The organism is Legionella sp. JM-2024 (genome assembly GCF_055389095.1).
The window spans coordinates 571,865-589,814 of the sequence record NZ_AP039388.1 but is presented as its reverse complement, the minus strand read 5'-3'; the positions used below and the strand labels follow the sequence as shown (position 1 = coordinate 589,814).

The window sequence follows — 17,950 nt, the reverse complement described above, 5'->3', positions numbered from 1 at the left end:
TGCTAGGCAGTATGTATTGCACCATTTTTTACGGTTTTAACTTCTGATTTAGTGAATAAAGAACCTTTATCATCCAAAATCATAGTCCCCATTATTCCAGTTCCTTTGGCAATATCATGAATTTGATGAGCAATTTCTTCACTTGTAACAGAACCTTGAGTCTTTATAGACATTACTATACTTTTATTCAAAATCTGAAATAAATCGAATGCATAACCTGCCTCAGTTACTGGATAATTTAAATATTCTTGCTTAAATTGATTAATAAACTCAGGGTGCATCTCATGGGAATCAATATACCATTGCCCCTCAAATACCTTCACCACTTCGGGAGTAACTCTCTCCACTATACTGGTGATAGGTCTATTCAACTTATCGATTTTCATTTGCTGATGTATTAATTCAATATCCTCAGGCGGTGCCATCACAAAATACATATCCGCATTTTTTCTTTTAATCCTATTGGTCAATCCTGAAAAGTCCTTAGTCCCAGGCTCAAAAGACTCCAACACAGCAACATCAATTAAAGAATCAATCTGTAATTGCTTTATGACACTGTGAGTCAAAATAGTTGATGAAGGTTCATTAGCTGTAATAATACCTAGATGATGTACCTGCTTTCGTTTCAATTCATTAACTAAAACTGTGGCTTGTTCATACGCCGGACTCCAGGCAAGAAAATTATTCTTTCCATCGGCAATGACTGGATTGTTCGTCATACTGAAATGAATCAAATTATTTTTCTTGGCGATAGGTGCTGCTTCTATACCATTTTTTTTCCCACCAGTTACTAATACATTAATATGATGGGTGTCAATAAATTTTTGAAGAATAGAACTAGCATTCCTATTTTTGGGCAGTTGATCCAAGGTGTAAAAAGAATAGTGAATTTCAGGAGACTTTAATCGTCCACTTCCCATCTCCATGGCAGCTAAAATATTTCTTCCAATAAAAGCAAATTTATTAGAAAAAGGGGCGTAGATACCTATATGAATCTCTATTATGTTTTTATCTTTAGAGTCTGTCTGGGGAGCCATGGCATAAGCAAAACCTGCAGGAATCAGTGTAATAATAAACAAAAGATATAAAGAAAAAGATCTTAGCAGGGAATAGGGCATTTTTTCCATCCATGTTTTAAACCTTAAAAATATTCTGCTATGAACAATAAAAAAATACAATCATTATTCTTCTTACTTTCTGCAGCGAAAACAGCAATAGACTAAAAATAGTATTTTGGAGTTTCTTGGAAATGTGTAATCTTTTAACGGATTCCTTAATAAAAACCGATATTCTATTGGGAATCCAGAAAAACTTATGAGATAATACTGCTCAATTAATAGGCAATAAATCATGATGAACATTACTAAAACAATATTATCTCTACTTGGTCTTTTCCTTTTGTCCCCAATTTATGCGAATGTTGATTCCTATTTCCATAATATCAATAAAGATCCCCATGCTCTTTATTCATTTTTTAAAATTATGCCTAAGGGTGGGGAACTGCATTATCACCTGGCAGGTGGAGCTTATCCTGAAACCATGCTCGAGCTTGCTGCCAATAGTAACTACTGTTTGGATAAAAATACATTCGCGGTAAGCAAGGACTCCTTTCATTGTGAAGGAGTTAATATCAAAGAAGTTTTTAATAACTCCGAGCTGTATTCCAATATAATAAAAGACTGGTCTATGAAAGATTTCATACCAGGTCAAGAATCAGGACATGACCATTTCTTCAATGGATTTATCAAATACATGCCAATCGTGATTGACTATAGACCTCAATTGCTTGCTGATATCATTCAACGCGCTGCTCAGCAAAAAGAGCAATATCTAGAGATAATGACAATCCCAGATAACGCTCACTCGTTAAGCTATGGGGATTTAATAAAAAATATTCCATCCTACGATAAAAAGAGGCAAATATTACTGGCAAATAAAGATTTTCAAAGCAATATAAAAAATACTGTTCTGGAAAGTGATAGAATTTCAACCGAAGCCTCTCAAGAATTAGGCTGCAAAACCAACCCGACTTCCGATTCCTGTCATGTAAAAATCAAATTTATTTATTATGTCCTTAGAGAGCAACCTCTTGATAACGTTTTTGCGCAAGCCCTAAATGCTTTTGAAGCAGTCTCTCAATCAAAAGGCAATTTAATTGGAGTAAACCTGGTTCAGCCGGAAGATGGGATTGTCTCCTTGCGTGATTATCACAAGCATATGTTAATCTTTGAATATCTTCATCAAATATACCCTAATGTCCCTATTAGCTTACATGCAGGAGAGCTGTCTCCTCAAGCAGTAACACCAGACAATCTGAGTAACCACATTCGAGACGCTGTGCTGACTGGACACGCCCGAAGAATTGGTCATGGAGTAGATATTGGTTATGAAAACAATGCCGAAGATACATTAAAACATATGGCCAGTAATCACATACCTGTTGAAATAAACTTAATTAGTAATTTAAAAATTCTGAATATATCTGGACGCAATCATCCTCTTAATTATTATCTTTCTCATAAAGTACCGGTGGTCTTGTCTACCGATGATGAAGGAGTCTTAAGAACTGACTTAACACGACAATATGTGGAAGCAGCGATGGAACATGGGCTTAATTATCAACAATTAAAACAAATTAACAGAAACACTTTAACCTATTCCTTTCTGCCTGGGAAAAGCATATGGGCTGATGCTGATAAGGCAGAATTAATTCCTGATTGTCATGACCTGGGCAGCCAAAGTTGTCAAAAATTCATAAAAGATAATGAAAAAGCAAAATTACAATGGAATCTGGAACAGAAATTAATCGCTTTTGAAAATAATTATTAAGTTAATTTGGAAGAATACAAAGTATAGTAGTCCGTATTAGACGAAGCCGTAATATGGAAAACTTGAAATCCCATATTACGTTGTACTAAAACGGATTACAGTACTGAAGATCTATTGATCTAAAAACAACATCAAGGCTTTTTGCACATGCATTCTATTTTCGCTTTGCGTGAAAATTATAGACGATGAGCTGTCGGGTAAGGTAAAAGAAACCTCTTTTCCCCTTTCCATAGGCATACAATGCATAAATACCGCGTTTGGTTTTGCATAGGACATCAAAGATTCATTAACCTGAAATCCTTGAAAAATCTTGTCCGCATCCTGATTTTCGAATCCCATACTCGTCCATACATCAGTATAAACCGCATCTGCGTTGTTTACTGCTTCTTCCGGTTTGTCAAAGCAATAAATCATTGGATTCTCTATCTTCTCATGAGCTTGCTCTACAATAGATTTATCAGGTTGATTTGATTTAGGACAGCAATAATGAATAGTGACGCCTAACTGGGGCGCTAACAACATCAAACTATGCAGAACATTATTACCATCACCTATATAAGCTAAAGTTAACCCTTCCAAAACACCAAATTGTTCTTTAAGACTCAATAAATCAGCAAGAATTTGACAAGGGTGATGTAATGCGGAAAGACCATTAATAAGAGGCACTTTTGAATACTCAGCCATTTCTTGCAAAAGATAATCTTCATGCGTTCTAACCATTACAAAATCAGCATAGCCATTTAAAACTCGCGCCATATCTGCTGGTGTCTCGTGTTTTCTTGAGTTACTTATACTTTCAATAGCAATTCCACCCATACTCTGAATGGCCAAAGCAAAACTCAAACGAGTCCTAAATGAAGGTTTCTCAAAAATCATCACCAAACTTTTATGGGCAAGTGCTTGACTATACAAACCAGGATTTTGTTTTATGGATTTGGCTTTATTTAAAATAAACGTGATTTCGTCACTTGATAACTCTGTCCCGGTAAGAAAATGCTTTGGCCTATCACCAGTATCCAATTGAGTATGCTCCATGTTATCTTGAGAAACGGAGGCAACCAATTCGCTACTTGTTTCCAAACCAAAAATGGCTTGTTGAAGATTAATGACAAAAGTATTCGTCATCACTTCGTTAATTGCCGATTGATCATTCGGAGATTCTTTTTTATCGAGGTCAGCATCCTGATTCTCAATAGTATTCATGTTAACTGGAGTGGAAAAAGACATTTTTAGCCTCCTTTAATAATTCTGTAAGTGAGCATTGCTTTTCCATAGCTTCCGCAATCCATAAGCCAACTTGATGATGAGCATCACGAAAAGGCATACCATTCATCACTAATGACTCCAAAATGGCTGTTGCATCAAGGTAACCAGTTTGTGCCCTGACGCGCATTAACTGAGTATTAAAAGTTAAGCTTTGCAGAAAAGGAGTTATTATTTGTAAGCAAGCTACTATTGTATTAATCGTATCAAACAAGCCCTCCTTGTCTTCTTGCATGTCTTTGTTATAGGCAAGTGGCAGGGCTTTCATTACAGTGAAAATAGCCATCAGATGGCCATAAACTCGTCCTGTTTTACCACGAATTAATTCAGGAATATCTGGGTTTTTCTTATTAGGCATTAGTGAAGAGCCTGTAGCAAAGGCATCATCTAAAGTAACAAAATTAAATTCCTGAGTAGACCATAAAATGAAATCTTCACATAATCTGGAGAGATGCATCATAATCATTGCAGCAACACTACATAGTTCAATCACAAAATCTCTATCACTCACCGCATCGAGAGTATTAGGAATAGCACCCGTAAATCCCAGCGCATTAGCCACCCACTCCCTATCCAGAGGCAGGATACTTCCAGCTAAAGCTCCAGCACCCAGTGGCGAATAATTCATACGCTTAAACCAATCATCCAACCTGCTTTTATCGCGGGCAAACATCGATTGATAGGCATTAAAATAAGAGCCTAGAGTGATAGGTTGTGCCTGTTGCAAATGGGTATATCCCGGCATTAAATCCTGTTGATGTTTACTGGCTAAATCATCAAGGCAATGGATAAGTTTTGTTAAAAGTTCTTTAATCAAATAGCCTTTATCTCGAGCGTATAAACGCAGATCCAAAGCCACTTGATCATTACGACTTCGTCCTGTATGCAATTTCTTCCCCAAATCTCCCAATTTTTGAATCAGCAATTGTTCAATAAACATATGTATGTCTTCTTCATCACTTTCATTAAAAGAACAGTGACCTTGCTGTATTTCATATCTAATTTCTTCGAGGGCAGCAAAAATCGCCTGACTTTCATCTTCTGTGATGATCTTTTGTTTTGCTAATTGTTTGACATGGATCTGACTACCGGTGATGTCATATTCAAAAAGTACATGATCAAAAGACAATGAAGAATTGAATTGGTTTACCCGATTGTCTAAGGGTTTTTTAAAGCGTCCACCCCAGGTTTTATTAGTCATATTTACCTCCTTGGTGTACCTGACTGTACACTTTAGCGGATAAAGAAAAGAGATTAATAAATCCTTCAGCATCCTTTTGATTGTACACACTATCCTCCTCAAAAGTAGCCAATTCTGTATTATGCAAACTGTAAGGCGACTGCATACCATCTGGAATAATATTCCCTTTAAATAACTTTAACTTAATTCGTCCAGTGATATGTTCTTGAGTGACATCAATCAATGCATCCAGTGCTTGCTTCGTTTGGGAAAACCAACGTCCTTCATAAACCAAATTGGCATAAGTTTGCTGTAAAGATTGCTTCAAATGTAAAGTTGAACGGGTAAGACATAAACTCTCTAACAATTTGTGTGCTTTATAGAGCACAGCGGCTGCAGGCGCTTCATAAATACCTCGTATTTTCATCCCAACCAATCGATTTTCAACAATATCCGCGACACCAATACCATGTGCACCTGCTTTTTTATTTAATACATTTAGGAGTTCAACAGGAGAAAGTTCCTGTTCATTTAATGCAACAGGGATCCCTTCCTTAAAATCGAGGATAATAATTTCCTCTTCATCAGGTGTCTGAGAAATAGGGGCTGTCATTAACAGCACCTCGTCAGGCATCCCTTGAGACGGGTCTTCAAGTACACCCCCTTCATGGGAAATATACCAAATATTATGATCTCGTGAATAAGGTGATTTGGGAGTCACCGGCACATCAATACCATGTTCCTGAGCATATATAATGGCCTCCTGTCTTGATTTAATATCCCAACTTCTCCAGGGAGCAATAATCTTGAGTTCTGGAGCAAGTGCTTTAATAGAATATTCAAAACGGACTTGATCATTTCCCTTGCCAGTTGCGCCGTGGGCAACAGCGTCTACTTGTTCTGACAAAGCAATTTCGACTAGCTTTTGAGCAATTAAAGGTCTTGAAATAGTCCCTAAAATGTATTGATCTTCGTACAAAGCGCCTGATTTTACCAAAGGCCAAAGATAATGAATCACGAACTCATTTTTCACATCCACAACATAAGCTTTCGATGCACCACTTTTGAGCGCTTTATTTTTTATGGCAATAAGATCTTCTTCTTGTCCTAAATCACAAATAACAGCTATCACTTCAGCATGATCATAGTGCTCTTGAAGCCAAGGGATCATGATGGAGGTATCAAGTCCACCTGAATAAGCTAATGCAATTTTATTAATAACTTTTTTCATAATGTTTCCCCTTGGTAAAACTGCTGTACATATAAAATCGGATCACACACATCAGTTGTTTTAAAATCAGCGATCAATTTTCCTTGCTTAACAACCAGCAATCGCTCTGCAATATGAGTTAAGAAAAGCAAATCATGCGATGCAATAAGCATAGTAATTTGCAAAGATTTAACAGTATTTAGTAAAGCAACAACGTCATTGGTTGTAGCCATATCAAGGCCAGAAGTTGGCTCATCACAAAGCAGTAAATCAGGTTTCATCATTAAGCTTCTAGCCAAAGCAACGCGTTGCTTTTGCCCTCCTGATAATCCTTGTGGATAGGCTTGTGCTTTATCAGACAGACCAAGCATGTTAAGCAAGCCAAGTGCATTCTCCTTATGGTCAACGGTTTTATCATGTAGATTCGGTGCATAAATTAGGTTTTCAAGTACCGTCATGTGGGGAAATAGTTGAAAATCTTGAAACATAAAACCACTGTTTCCTTTGAAATCAATAAAACCTGAATCCAGTAACTCCAATTGTTGTATGCATCTTAGCAATGTCGTCTTTCCACTACCGGAGGGACCAACCAAACCGACAATACTATTAGGCTGAATCGTCAAATTAATCTGATTGAGAACCAGAGTATTATCAATTTTTTTAGATGCGTTAGTAACTTGCAACATAATGCCCTCTTTTTTCAATTTTTTTACCTAATGATTCGATCAGTAGTACCAAACTGTAGTAATAGAAGCCGGCAATACATAACGGCATAAAGTAGGTAAATTGTTGTGCAGCCAATGATTGAGCTTGGCGCATTAAATCCATACCTCCAATAGTCGAAATTAAAGCGGTTTCTTTTAATAAAGCGATCATTTCATTTACAATCGCCGGAAAAATATTTCTTGTTACTTGGGGCAAAATAATATCTTTCCAAAGGTAAAACGTTGGAATTCGCAAGGTGACCGCTGCTTCAAATTGACCCTTGGGTAAGCTTTCAATTCCTGATCTTAGAATTTCGGCAAAATAAGCAGAACTATTCAATCCAAAAGCAATAATTCCTGCTGCTAAAATACTTGGTCGCATCCCCAGAACAACGGGTGCAGAAAAATAGATGAAACTTAATTGTAAAATTAATGGTGTTCCTCGCATTATTGATATGAATCTGTTTATAAAAAAGCATGCTATTCCACGATGTCTGCAAATTGACCAAAAAGTTCCCAGGACAATACCTATTAATAGGCCTCCGATTAGTAACTGCATGGTCAAGGCTATTCCTTTGCCAATAAAGAGCAGATTTTGAATTAGTTCTGTCATATTGACTCCTTCAACCAAATGGATTCCAATTTTTGAATTTCACCCTTCGCTTTGAGCTTTTCTAATGCCAAATTAATTTCATCGGTTAAAGGAGAGCCTTTTTTCAAAACAAAACCATAACCTTCATTCGCCTTGGCGATTACTGAATAAGATAATCCGGGATGTTTCTTGCTATAAACGCCTCCTTGAGCACCATCCATTAGCACCACATCAACATGACCCGCAATTAAGGCTTCTATCGCTTGATTGTTATTATCCAACACTGTAATTTCAGCGTTCGGATAATGTTGATGAAGCCAAATTTCCATCACACTACCAAGTTGTACTGCTATCCTTTTTCCAGTTATTTGCGAAGGTTTAACCACCGGGTGTGAGGCATCAAATACTGCTGCCATACCCTCAAAATAGTAAGGTTCAGAAAAATCAAAATTTTTCTTACGCTCTTCAGTAATGGTAATTGTGGCAATTGCTGCATTGTCTTGACCTGAATTCACCGCAGGCAAAACACTGCTGAACTGCATGTTGTCAAAAACTGCTTCTTTACCTAATTCTTTGGCTACCAATTTTGCCAGATCAATATCAAAACCTTTCATTTCTCCATGCTCAATGAATTCAAAAGGTGGGTATTCAGCCGAAGTTGAAAAATGCAAAGTATTTTTATTGTCTTGCTCACTGCATCCAGAAAGGCAAAAAATAGAACTCATAACTAATACACTATAAATCTTATACATCTGAATATATATCCAAAATTTATTCATTTTTTGAATATACATGATTGCCGTTTGAATTGTCAACAAAAAATGAATATAATTTCAAATTTAAGATTGTGTATTCAGATATATGTTATCCGGGGGGAGACAAATTGACTCACGATTCGCTATTAGATGATTTGATTTTATCGATAGTTCAAACTGAAAACATTGCAGAACAAAGTGATTTACAGCAAAGTTTAAAAAAAAGAGGATATGATATCCCTCAAGCGACACTTTCACGTCGTTTAAAAAAGATGAAAATAGCGAAGGTGTCAGGTTATTACAAAATTATTGATTACAATCAACCTGGATTACCTCTGGTTCTAAATATCCAGATTTCTGATTTTGGTTTAATCATTTTGCAAACCCATCCTGGAAATGCAAACAGTCTTGCTTATTATCTAGATCGTAAATATGTCTCATTCAGTATAAAGGAATCATCAAATTCAGGTATTTTAGGAACTATCGCTGGTGATGACACAGTATTGCTCATTGTCAAAAGTAAATCTGAACAGCAACAAGTATATGATCTTTTAAGGAAAGAATTCCCGTATTTATTTACTACATAGTTATAATTTTAATTTCGAATCCACAGCTATCAAGTTGATTGGGACACTAATGGCTATCATACCAATCTAACTATAATTTACCATAAATGGTTGTATTAAATTGTTAACAGGATCGTATTGATGGCGGCCTGTATAATTCAAATTTTTCCCATAAACATGGAGTGAAATCGCCGTCTCTCCTGATTCATTAATTACACTATGTATATCATCAGGTAAAAAGCTGATTAGTCCGCCGGCAGGACGTATAATAGCGGCTTTCTCTCGCATGATCTCTGCGTACCCAGGCCTTGTACCATCATCCACTCTTTTCCAAAAATAGTTCTTTTCAACACCCACTACACTACCTACAACACCCCAAGTTTGATGATCATGCGGAATAATTTCTCGTCCAGATTGCCAGGCAACGATATTAACCGCCAAAGAATGATCTTTTTCTTCATAAATTAACCAGGAACTAAACCCAATATTTGGATCAACATAATAATATCTTTCATCTAACCAATCTTTATGCACAATCCAGCGAGCCAAAATTTCTGATACGTTAACAATGTTAGTGTTATCATCATGGTGTTGAATATTAACTGCTTTGAGTTCCGTTATAAAAGGAATTAACCCGGGGGGAATCGTGAATTCCATAATTCACCATTTTTACTAAGTAAATGTCTGAATAATTTATCTGTTATATCACTAACTTTAGCACAGAATATAATCTAGTGATAAAAGGGACCTCATGTAGTAGCTGAAAGATTTCGCATTAACTCAAAAAATTTTGAGCCTATCTTAAGTCACTACCTAAAAAACGATGTGTGTCTTACTAAAAACCCTTTTGTATAATACTGCTTATATCAATTATTCTTATCAATTAAAGCAAGGTATCATGCAAGTAATTGTCAAATTACTCTAAATTCCAGCTAATAAATCTGCTTCCTTGCATATTTCAGATTTGAGTTCTATATCACACAATTTATCAGACCAGAAACTCTATTCTAATACTTCATAATAGATATTATGAATACTTACTTACTAACTTAAGAATAGCCTGGTATCAAAAAAGGCCTCTTTAATTGAACTCATATTAACTACATTTTTTTCTCATAAGAATTATTATTTATTAATATTTCTGTTAATTGACTTCCAATATATTCATTGTCTAACCATGGATTAACAACTTTACCTAGCTCTCCTGTAGTTAATATAGATCGTTCCTTATCACTTAATTCTGGTGCCTCTTTATCCTCAAGGCGTTGAAATAGCTTTGTAATAGCTGTTAATTTTTCAGTTTTGCTGTAACCACATACTCCATGATAACCGAATAGTGTTTCAACACCACTCCCAAAATAACCAAGAAGTGATCCAGCTTTCCCATAATGATATTCACCTTCTCTGTCATGAGTAGTTTCAATATAAGGTTGTAGCGCTTTTTTAAATTCCTCTATAGCATTGATGTTTGTATTTGTTTTTGGGGCTATTGAATCGATATCTTCTGAATCTGAGGTTTCATCAAAAGAAACAATATCTTCTCCCCTTTCGTAATATTGATTCGTGGTATTGAATTTAGAATACTCAGATATTTCAGGTGTTCTGTCATTTACTTCTAAATGGTATTCAAGTGTCCGTGCCTTAGCTTTCAAATCTTCTATTTTTCCAGGTAAGGTTTTTGCGATTTTTATGAGTCTTGCTGTCACACCAAATTCTTGGGCTAAAACCATGAGGCTACTCTCAGTATGTTCGTATTTTATTAATTCAGATGCATTAAATTTACTCAATGCTTCTTGTTTTTCTACTATAGATTCGCTTCGAATAGCCTCAACGAGAATCTTATCTAAATTTTCATATTCTTTTTCAAGCTCTAATAATTTGTGCATAACTTTACTCCATGATCAATAGTTTTTTACTGATTAATTTAGGTAATTTTAGCACACAATGATTAAAATAATATTAAGTCGAAATTATTAATAACACAACAAATTGTGCAAAATTACCTATTACTTTAGAGAGAGAAACCAAAATAGAGAGGAAAAAAATAGGATAAAGGGGCTTTGTATAATTCCAGGAAAATTTCTTACTAAGACTCGAAATGGAAAGGTTCGAAAAACTTGGGATTTATCTTATGAAGATAAATCCCAACAAAACGATCAGGCTAATAATCAAGAACATCTTTGTAGAAAAATTGTAATGTTATAGCCAATCTCCATGCTTATCAATCAAAGAAAAGGATCATGCAAAGTAATTGTTGAATCTCTCTCAGGTCCTGTTGATAACATATCGATAGGAATACCTAATATCTCTTCTATTCGCTTTAGATAAGTCCGGGCATTAGCTGGTAAATCGCTCACATTGGTCACATCAGCAGTAGATTCCTGCCAACCTGGAAGTTCTTCATACACTGGCAGCAAATTATTAAAATCATCAGCAGCCTGAGGTGGCCGTGACAATAAATTACCCTGACTATCTTTATAAGCTACGGCAATACGCAGTACATCCAAACCATCAAGAACATCCAATTTAGTAACACATAATCCTGATATACTATTTAACTCAATGGATCGTTTTAATAAGACAGCATCAAACCACCCACAACGTCTAGGTCTACCAGTCACAGCACCAAACTCCTGACCTCGTTCAGCAATGCGTTTTCCAATTTCATCAAGCAGCTCAGTTGGAAAGGGGCCACCACCAACACGAGTTGTATAGGCCTTGGTAATACCTAATACATAATCAATATACCTGGGGCCAAACCCAGCTCCATTTATTACTGATCCCACACAAGTATTTGACGAGGTAACATAAGGGTAAGTTCCATGATCAACATCCAAATAAACACCCTGGGCTCCTTCAAACAAAATGTTTTCACCTTTTTTTCTATGCTCATGTAAACAGGCAGAAACATCACAAACCATAGGTTTCAATTCCTCAGCCCATTGCGATGCTTCATCCAATAGAGGCTGTAAATCGACAGCAGGTTGTTTGAAATATTGTGTTAAAACAAAATTATGATAATCCAATAATTCCGCTAATTTATTAGCAAATCGATCTTGATGAAATAAATCACTCACCCTTAAAGCACGCCGAGCGACTTTGTCCTCATAAGCAGGTCCTATTCCACGACCAGTTGTCCCAATCGCAGATTTACCCATATGCGTTTCACGAGCTTTATCCAATGCGATGTGATAAGGAAGAATAAGTGGACACGCCAGGCTAATACGTAATCGATCCCTTACATTTATGCCATTATCCTCAAGCTCCTTAATTTCGTTAAGTAATGCCTGAGGTGATAGCACCACACCATTTGCAATATAGCAGGTTACATTAGGGCGAAGCATCCCGGAAGGGATTAAACGAAGAACCGTTTTTACGCCATTAATTTTTAATGTATGGCCTGCATTGTGGCCTCCTTGATAACGGACAACCACTTGAGCATCTTGTGTCAGCAAATCAACGATTTTGCCTTTACCTTCATCACCCCATTGTGTACCCAAAACAACAACATTCTTACCCATGATTTACTCTTTGTTTGCATACCTTTAAAAATTAAAAATGCAGTTGTATTCTATTAGAAACTCAACTGCATTGTTTTAGATGATGCTATTAAATATCGACTCTGATTACAGCAAAATTTTACATTATAATTACTTTTTAGTAGCTGTACCATCATTTTTTGGCATAGCGTGCTTGAAATAATCAAAAAATGAACTACTTTGATCCAATACTAAAATATCCTTTTTACTATGAAAACTGGCTTCATAGGCTAACAAGCTTTTATATAAAGCAAAAAAATCTCTGTTTTGACTATAAGCCTTAGAATAAATTGCAGCAGCTTCAGCCTCACCAACCGCTCTGGTTCGTTGAGCGTTGCTTTTAGTTTTAGCCAGCAAAACTGTCACATCTGCGTCGGCTTTAGCCTGAATCTGCTCCGCCGCGGCTTGACCATCTGCTCTATGTCTGTTTGCAATTTTTTGCATATCAGCTCTCATCCTCTGATAAATGGCATTACTGGTATTTGAAGGCAGTTCAATGCCTTTAATACGAACATCGACTACTTTTATACCCAACTCACCGGCTTGCTTTTCAGCGGCGTTACGTAGAATTTCCATGACATCGTCGCGTCCACCTGAAACAGCATCAGAGATAGTACGCTTACCAAATTGTGCTCGGAGTAAGGTATTTAGCTGTTGTTCCAGCAAAGTTTCGGCTTTAAATTCATTACCACCTGTCGATTTAAAATATTGTGCTAAATCTGAAATTCTCCATTTAACGTAGTAGTCAACCATGACATCCTTCTTCTCTTTAGTCACAATGCGAGTAGACTTAATATCCATGGTTTGAATACGAGTATCGAAAATTCTCACACTTTCAATAAAAGGAGTTTTAAAGTGAAGGCCCGGATTTAATATTTTAACTTTATCAGTTTGGAGGTCTTTTACTAAACGCCCCAATCGTAAAATAATACCTTGTTGCCCTTGTGTCACCGTAAATACGCTGGTAAACAAAAGTAGTAATACTAAAAAGATTAAGATACCCAAAGTTGTTTTAAATGCGTTCATTCTTAATCTCTCCCCTGACTATAGGTAGGTCTTGTGAGATCTCTTCCAGAAAGAATCAAACTGTCGTCCTCCTCATTACTACCATTCGTAACGCTTTTTGCAGTCTTTAAATTTTCAGGTTGTGAACTATATTGATTACCAAGTAACTTATCCAGTGGCAAATACAATAAATTTCCTGCCTTGCTATCAACAATAATAGTGCTGCTCTTGTTCAATACCTTTTGCATAGTCTCAAGGTACATACGTTCTGCAGTAACCTGGGGTGCTGCATTGTATTGAGGAAGTAATGCCAAAAATTCTGCCACTTGCCCCTGAGCGGTTAACACAACTTGCTTCGAATAGGCTTCAGCCTCCTGTTGAATACGACTGGCCCTACCTTCCGCAATAGGAACTACCTTAGCAGCATAAGCATACGCCTGTTCTTTAAAGCGTTTTTCATCTTCTTGGGCTTTGATTGCATCATCAAAGGCATCCTGGACACTTTCTGGCGCTCTGGCAGGTTGAGGAGACACATTAACAATTAAAATTCCGGTTTTATAGCCGTCTAATGTTTTCACCAGAGTATCTTGTACACTACTCCCCCATACTTCTCGTCCTTCAGTTATTATTTGGTCTAAAGTAGTCGTACCAACAACCTGTCTTAAAGCACTGGAAGTTGCCTGCTGTAAGCTTTCCTCAGGATTTGCCACGTTAAATAAATATTCCTGTAAATCATTAATTCGATACTGCACGGCCAAGGAAACTGCCACTAAATTTTCATCACTGGTAAGCATTTGAGCAGAATACGAGTAATCCAATACTCTGTCTACATTCATGACAACTTTAGATGATATAAAACGGGGAATCCAATGAGGGCCAGGACCAACAGTTTCCATATACTTACCAAAACGAAGTATAACAGCCTGCTCTGCGGGATCAACGATAAAAATACCTGAAAGAGCCCAAAGAATAAATGCTATTAATAATGCGGTTATAGCAAGCAATCCACCACTAGAACCGCCAGATGAATTATTATTCGATTTGCCTGAACCTCCAAAAAATGTCTTTTTCAATTTTTCTTGGATCCGTTTAAGAGCCTCATCCAAATCCGGAGGTTGATTTTTACCCGACCATGGATCTTTGCCCTTTTCTGGCTCATTCCACCCCATGCACTACTCCTAGCAATTTAAAATGAATTTAGAATTTTATGGGGTATATGAAGTTTAAGCAAGTAGATACTTATCTGAATATTCACTGATTAAATAACAATTCATTCTGTATTAGGCAATTATTTGGAAATATTGAAAGTGTTTTATAAACCTTCGAAAACATCAAAGGTACTTCTCGAAGGTTTATAACAACATGAGATAACTGAAATATCGATACCAATTATTTTATATTACATTTCTTACAGGATTATGTTGAGTATCGATATCGTCATGTACCCTGGGTATCGGGTTAAACATTTCATTCAATACTATCCGGGTACGGCTAGTAGGATGATTTCTAGAATAACGAACAACTGTATCCCAATCACAGTTACCCTCTGCAATCATCCAACGCATAGTACTCCAACGATTAGTAATCATTTGGCTGTCATACGCTTGAGTATATCGTCTAACAAATTCTGCATAGAGTTTTAGTGGGTTTTTCTCTGATTGCAGATTTTCCGTGGCAGTAGTTGCTAATGAGGAAACATTTTCATGCACATAGGAAGGATCACTGTATTTTCTCGTTACCAATTCTTCAACTATAAAGGCTGCTTCACTAGGAGTACCGAACAGATGACGAATGGAGCTACCCCACGAATGATCAGCATAGACTATATTATGTAAAGCACTTTCTCTGAGATGACAACGATTTACAAAAGCATCCACCAATTGCGGTTTGTCAACTAAGTAATTACTTACTGCTTTCAAGAAGGACACCCTCTCACTTCTTAACAAGTTTCGCATTTTTTCATTACGAGGTGGTTCGGCACCACGACATATCAGCATTGCAATCCCTCGAAGAGCTTCCGCTTTGTCTTTATCATTGACCATCCGCTCGCATAATTCTTCCACTGCGTTATGACCAGTTTGTTTGTCTTCGAACAAATGATTGTTCTCCGCGTCAAGAGACAAACGCTCTACTGGTAATGCTAATAATGCTTCTAATGCATTTATTTTTCCTAAACGGGCGGCCAAAATGACTGGAGTATCTTTCATACTGCCTAGAGGATTTGTCAATTGAGCACCCATGCCAGCTAATAAAGTAATCCCTTCGGGATAATCTAAAACAACAGCCTGATGGATAGGCTGAAATGCAACATGTGCGGAAGTACGTAAAATTCTGGCGTGTATAATAGGTTTCCTTGCTAAAATTGCAATCAATAATTCAGTACGCTTAGTATCTAATGACAAAGAGAGCAAAGTACGTCCATGATCATCTCGCCTATCCATATCAAAAAAATACCCTTTTAAATTTTCTAAAGTCTTTTCGATTTTTTTTCTTACTTTAGACAAAACGCCCAAAACATCTGTTTTTTCATCCTCTTTGTGAGTAAAACTACTTTCATCTACTCCTAGTAAATGAAGTGCCAAGTGAATTTTTCTGGCAGCAATCGCTTGATGTATTGGCTCACCAACATTGGCATCCTTAGCGGAGTTAACGACAAAATCTATTTTGGCAATCAGATCTATGTCTGGTTCCATACCTTCCTTAGGCTCTTGATATTGTTCAATCAAACCATTTAAAACCGTCATTTGAGAACCATTAGGTAACCAAAATAACTCCTCTAAATAATTCTCATTTTTTTCCAATTTTTTTTGAATAAACTGTTTAAATTCATCTAATTCCAACCTTAGAATTTTATTCATTTCACTTACAAAATCCATAATAATATTTCCTTTATTTTGTGCTCACTCACGATCATTAGAACACCAATACTACACAATGGACAATACAGGATCAAAGTATTGCTAACTCTTTTTAATCTTATCAACCACATCCTGATTTAAATTCTCAGCAATCAACATCAATCAAGCTTGCTAAAAACGGCATTTCTGCTGCTGACGTCAATAAAGAAAAAAACAATCCAAAGAGAAGAATTAACTGCTTAATCATATTGAACTTCCTTATTTTTTGATAAAAATTAAATCCCATACTCCATGACCTAAGCGCTCACCCCGTTGCTCAAATTTAGTTAGTGGTCTTGAATCAGGACGAGGCGAATACCCACCTTTTGTATGTTGGTTATATAAAGCAGACTCCGAAGATAAAATATTTAAAATATGTTCTGCATACTCCTGCCAATCAGTTGCACAATGAATAAAACCTGCTGGTTTGATTTTTTTTACTAGCATACTAATAAATTCGGATTGAATCAGACGTCGTTTATGATGGCGTTTTTTATGCCATGGATCAGGAAAAAAGATTTGAACTCCAGCGAGCGAATTGTCTTGTATTTTTGTTTGTAATACTTCTACTGCATCATGGGCTACCACACGAACATTCGATATTTGATGATCGTGCAAATCTGCAACCAGACTACCTACTCCTGCTTTATGCACTTCTATACCAATGTAATTGCATTGAGGATTATTGATTGCCATAGTAAACAAGGAATTACCCATACCAAAACCAATCTCAACAATGGTATCCGCATCATCCCGACCAAATTCTTTTGCAAAGTTCCAGGGAATAGAATTGTCGAACTTTAATTCATAATCTTCAAGCCAAAGCTCCAATCCTTGTTGCTGTCTACTACTGATTCGCCCAGCGCGCAAGACGTAACTTTTAATCTTACGTTGCATAACAATAACTCAGTTTAAAAGCTGAGGATTATACTGATTTTGATTAAATATTCTACTTATACCGTTACACTGTGTTAACATAAGCTATGAAATACCAATTTTGAATGAAAACAAAGTAAAAATATTGCAATATTTGAGTTTTTTTGTTATAAAACCGCTCTTGTATTTCACATCTGTTTATTTTTATAACGAAAGCCCCCGAATTTAATAAATACTTTTTAGGACGGTAAGGGCTGTTGAAATTTTTTTTATCTTGGAGTAACACAATGTCTAGAGTATGTCAGGTAACTGGCAAGCGACCCATGGTTGGTCATAAAGTGTCGCACGCTAATAATAAAACTAAAAGACGCTTCCTGCCTAACATTCAGAATCACAAATTCTGGGTTGAAGAAGAAAATCGATTTGTCACATTAAGATTAAGTACCAAAGGTATGAGAATCATTGACAAATTAGGTATAAAAGCAGTTCTGGATAAAATCAGAGCTAAAGGTGAAAAAGTATAACAAGGGGATA

General features: G+C 36.4%; 17 protein-coding genes. 3 read left to right on the top strand and 14 right to left on the bottom strand.

Going from position 1 to position 17,950, the window contains the following annotated elements:
- Positions 1-2 precede the first annotated feature (2 nt).
- Positions 3-1,118 (bottom strand): ABC transporter substrate-binding protein, encoded by a 1,116-nt coding sequence (locus ACZ5EK_RS02625; protein WP_464431267.1) that lies wholly within the window; start codon positions 1,116-1,118, stop codon positions 3-5.
- Positions 1,119-1,353: 235 nt separating this feature from the next.
- On the opposite strand from ACZ5EK_RS02625, the gene ACZ5EK_RS02620 reads away from it, so the two are divergent.
- On the top strand, positions 1,354-2,829 hold the full coding sequence (locus ACZ5EK_RS02620; protein WP_464432437.1) for an adenosine deaminase family protein: 1,476 nt from the start codon (positions 1,354-1,356) through the stop codon (positions 2,827-2,829).
- 111 nt (positions 2,830-2,940) lie between these two features.
- Here ACZ5EK_RS02620 and argF read toward each other — a convergent pair whose 3' ends face one another.
- The 6 genes from argF to ACZ5EK_RS02590 are packed head-to-tail and all read right to left on the bottom strand — an operon-like array spanning position 2,941 to position 8,530.
- Positions 2,941-4,056, bottom strand: a complete 1,116-nt coding sequence (argF, locus tag ACZ5EK_RS02615) for an ornithine carbamoyltransferase (protein WP_464431266.1) — start codon at positions 4,054-4,056, stop codon at positions 2,941-2,943.
- Positions 4,034-5,293, bottom strand: a complete 1,260-nt coding sequence (gene argH, locus ACZ5EK_RS02610; protein WP_464431265.1) for an argininosuccinate lyase — start codon at positions 5,291-5,293, stop codon at positions 4,034-4,036. The genes argF and argH overlap by 23 nt, the downstream gene beginning before the upstream one ends.
- Positions 5,286-6,503 carry an argininosuccinate synthase gene (locus ACZ5EK_RS02605; RefSeq protein WP_464431264.1) on the bottom strand — a complete coding sequence of 406 codons (1,218 nt, stop codon included), beginning with the start codon at positions 6,501-6,503 and terminating at the stop codon, positions 5,286-5,288. Before ACZ5EK_RS02605 ends, argH begins: the two co-directional genes overlap by 8 nt.
- Positions 6,500-7,168 carry an ATP-binding cassette domain-containing protein gene (locus tag ACZ5EK_RS02600; protein WP_464431263.1) on the bottom strand — a complete coding sequence of 223 codons (669 nt, stop codon included), beginning with the start codon at positions 7,166-7,168 and terminating at the stop codon, positions 6,500-6,502. Before ACZ5EK_RS02600 ends, ACZ5EK_RS02605 begins: the two co-directional genes overlap by 4 nt.
- Positions 7,152-7,799, bottom strand: coding sequence for an amino acid ABC transporter permease (locus ACZ5EK_RS02595; RefSeq protein WP_464431262.1), 648 nt, complete (start codon positions 7,797-7,799; stop codon positions 7,152-7,154). Before ACZ5EK_RS02595 ends, ACZ5EK_RS02600 begins: the two co-directional genes overlap by 17 nt.
- A complete protein-coding gene (locus ACZ5EK_RS02590; protein ID WP_464431261.1) occupies positions 7,796-8,530 on the bottom strand; it encodes an ABC transporter substrate-binding protein in 735 nt (244 codons plus the stop codon). Before ACZ5EK_RS02590 ends, ACZ5EK_RS02595 begins: the two co-directional genes overlap by 4 nt.
- A gap of 131 nt (positions 8,531-8,661) precedes the next feature.
- Between ACZ5EK_RS02590 and ACZ5EK_RS02585 the strand changes: the two genes are divergently transcribed.
- Entirely contained in the window at positions 8,662-9,120 is a 459-nt protein-coding gene (locus ACZ5EK_RS02585; protein WP_464431260.1) for an arginine repressor, read from the top strand.
- Positions 9,121-9,186: 66 nt separating this feature from the next.
- On the opposite strand, the gene ACZ5EK_RS02580 is transcribed toward ACZ5EK_RS02585, so the two are convergent.
- The 7 genes from ACZ5EK_RS02580 to trmB all read right to left on the bottom strand — a co-directional run bounded on the left by ACZ5EK_RS02580 (position 9,187) and on the right by trmB (position 17,437).
- Positions 9,187-9,756, bottom strand: a complete 570-nt coding sequence (locus ACZ5EK_RS02580) for a cysteine dioxygenase family protein (RefSeq protein ID WP_464431259.1) — start codon at positions 9,754-9,756, stop codon at positions 9,187-9,189.
- Positions 9,757-10,199: 443 nt separating this feature from the next.
- A complete protein-coding gene (locus ACZ5EK_RS02575) occupies positions 10,200-10,985 on the bottom strand; it encodes a hypothetical protein (RefSeq protein ID WP_464431258.1) in 786 nt (261 codons plus the stop codon).
- 339 nt (positions 10,986-11,324) lie between these two features.
- Positions 11,325-12,620, bottom strand: a complete 1,296-nt coding sequence (locus tag ACZ5EK_RS02570) for an adenylosuccinate synthase (RefSeq protein WP_464431257.1) — start codon at positions 12,618-12,620, stop codon at positions 11,325-11,327.
- Between the two features lie 129 nt (positions 12,621-12,749).
- Entirely contained in the window at positions 12,750-13,664 is a 915-nt protein-coding gene (hflC, locus tag ACZ5EK_RS02565) for a protease modulator HflC (protein WP_464431256.1), read from the bottom strand.
- A gap of 2 nt (positions 13,665-13,666) precedes the next feature.
- Complete coding sequence (hflK, locus tag ACZ5EK_RS02560) at positions 13,667-14,812, bottom strand: FtsH protease activity modulator HflK (protein WP_464431255.1); 1,146 nt, start codon at positions 14,810-14,812, stop codon at positions 13,667-13,669.
- Positions 14,813-15,037: 225 nt separating this feature from the next.
- The gene (gene ankC / locus ACZ5EK_RS02555; protein WP_464431254.1) at positions 15,038-16,519 is read right to left on the bottom strand and encodes a Dot/Icm T4SS effector AnkC/LegA12; all 1,482 of its coding nucleotides are present in this window, start codon (positions 16,517-16,519) and stop codon (positions 15,038-15,040) included.
- 240 nt (positions 16,520-16,759) lie between these two features.
- Positions 16,760-17,437, bottom strand: a complete 678-nt coding sequence (gene trmB / locus ACZ5EK_RS02550) for a tRNA (guanosine(46)-N7)-methyltransferase TrmB (RefSeq protein ID WP_464431253.1) — start codon at positions 17,435-17,437, stop codon at positions 16,760-16,762.
- A gap of 266 nt (positions 17,438-17,703) precedes the next feature.
- On the opposite strand from trmB, the gene rpmB reads away from it, so the two are divergent.
- Positions 17,704-17,940, top strand: a complete 237-nt coding sequence (gene rpmB, locus ACZ5EK_RS02545) for a 50S ribosomal protein L28 (protein WP_464431252.1) — start codon at positions 17,704-17,706, stop codon at positions 17,938-17,940.
- Positions 17,941-17,950 lie beyond the last annotated feature (10 nt).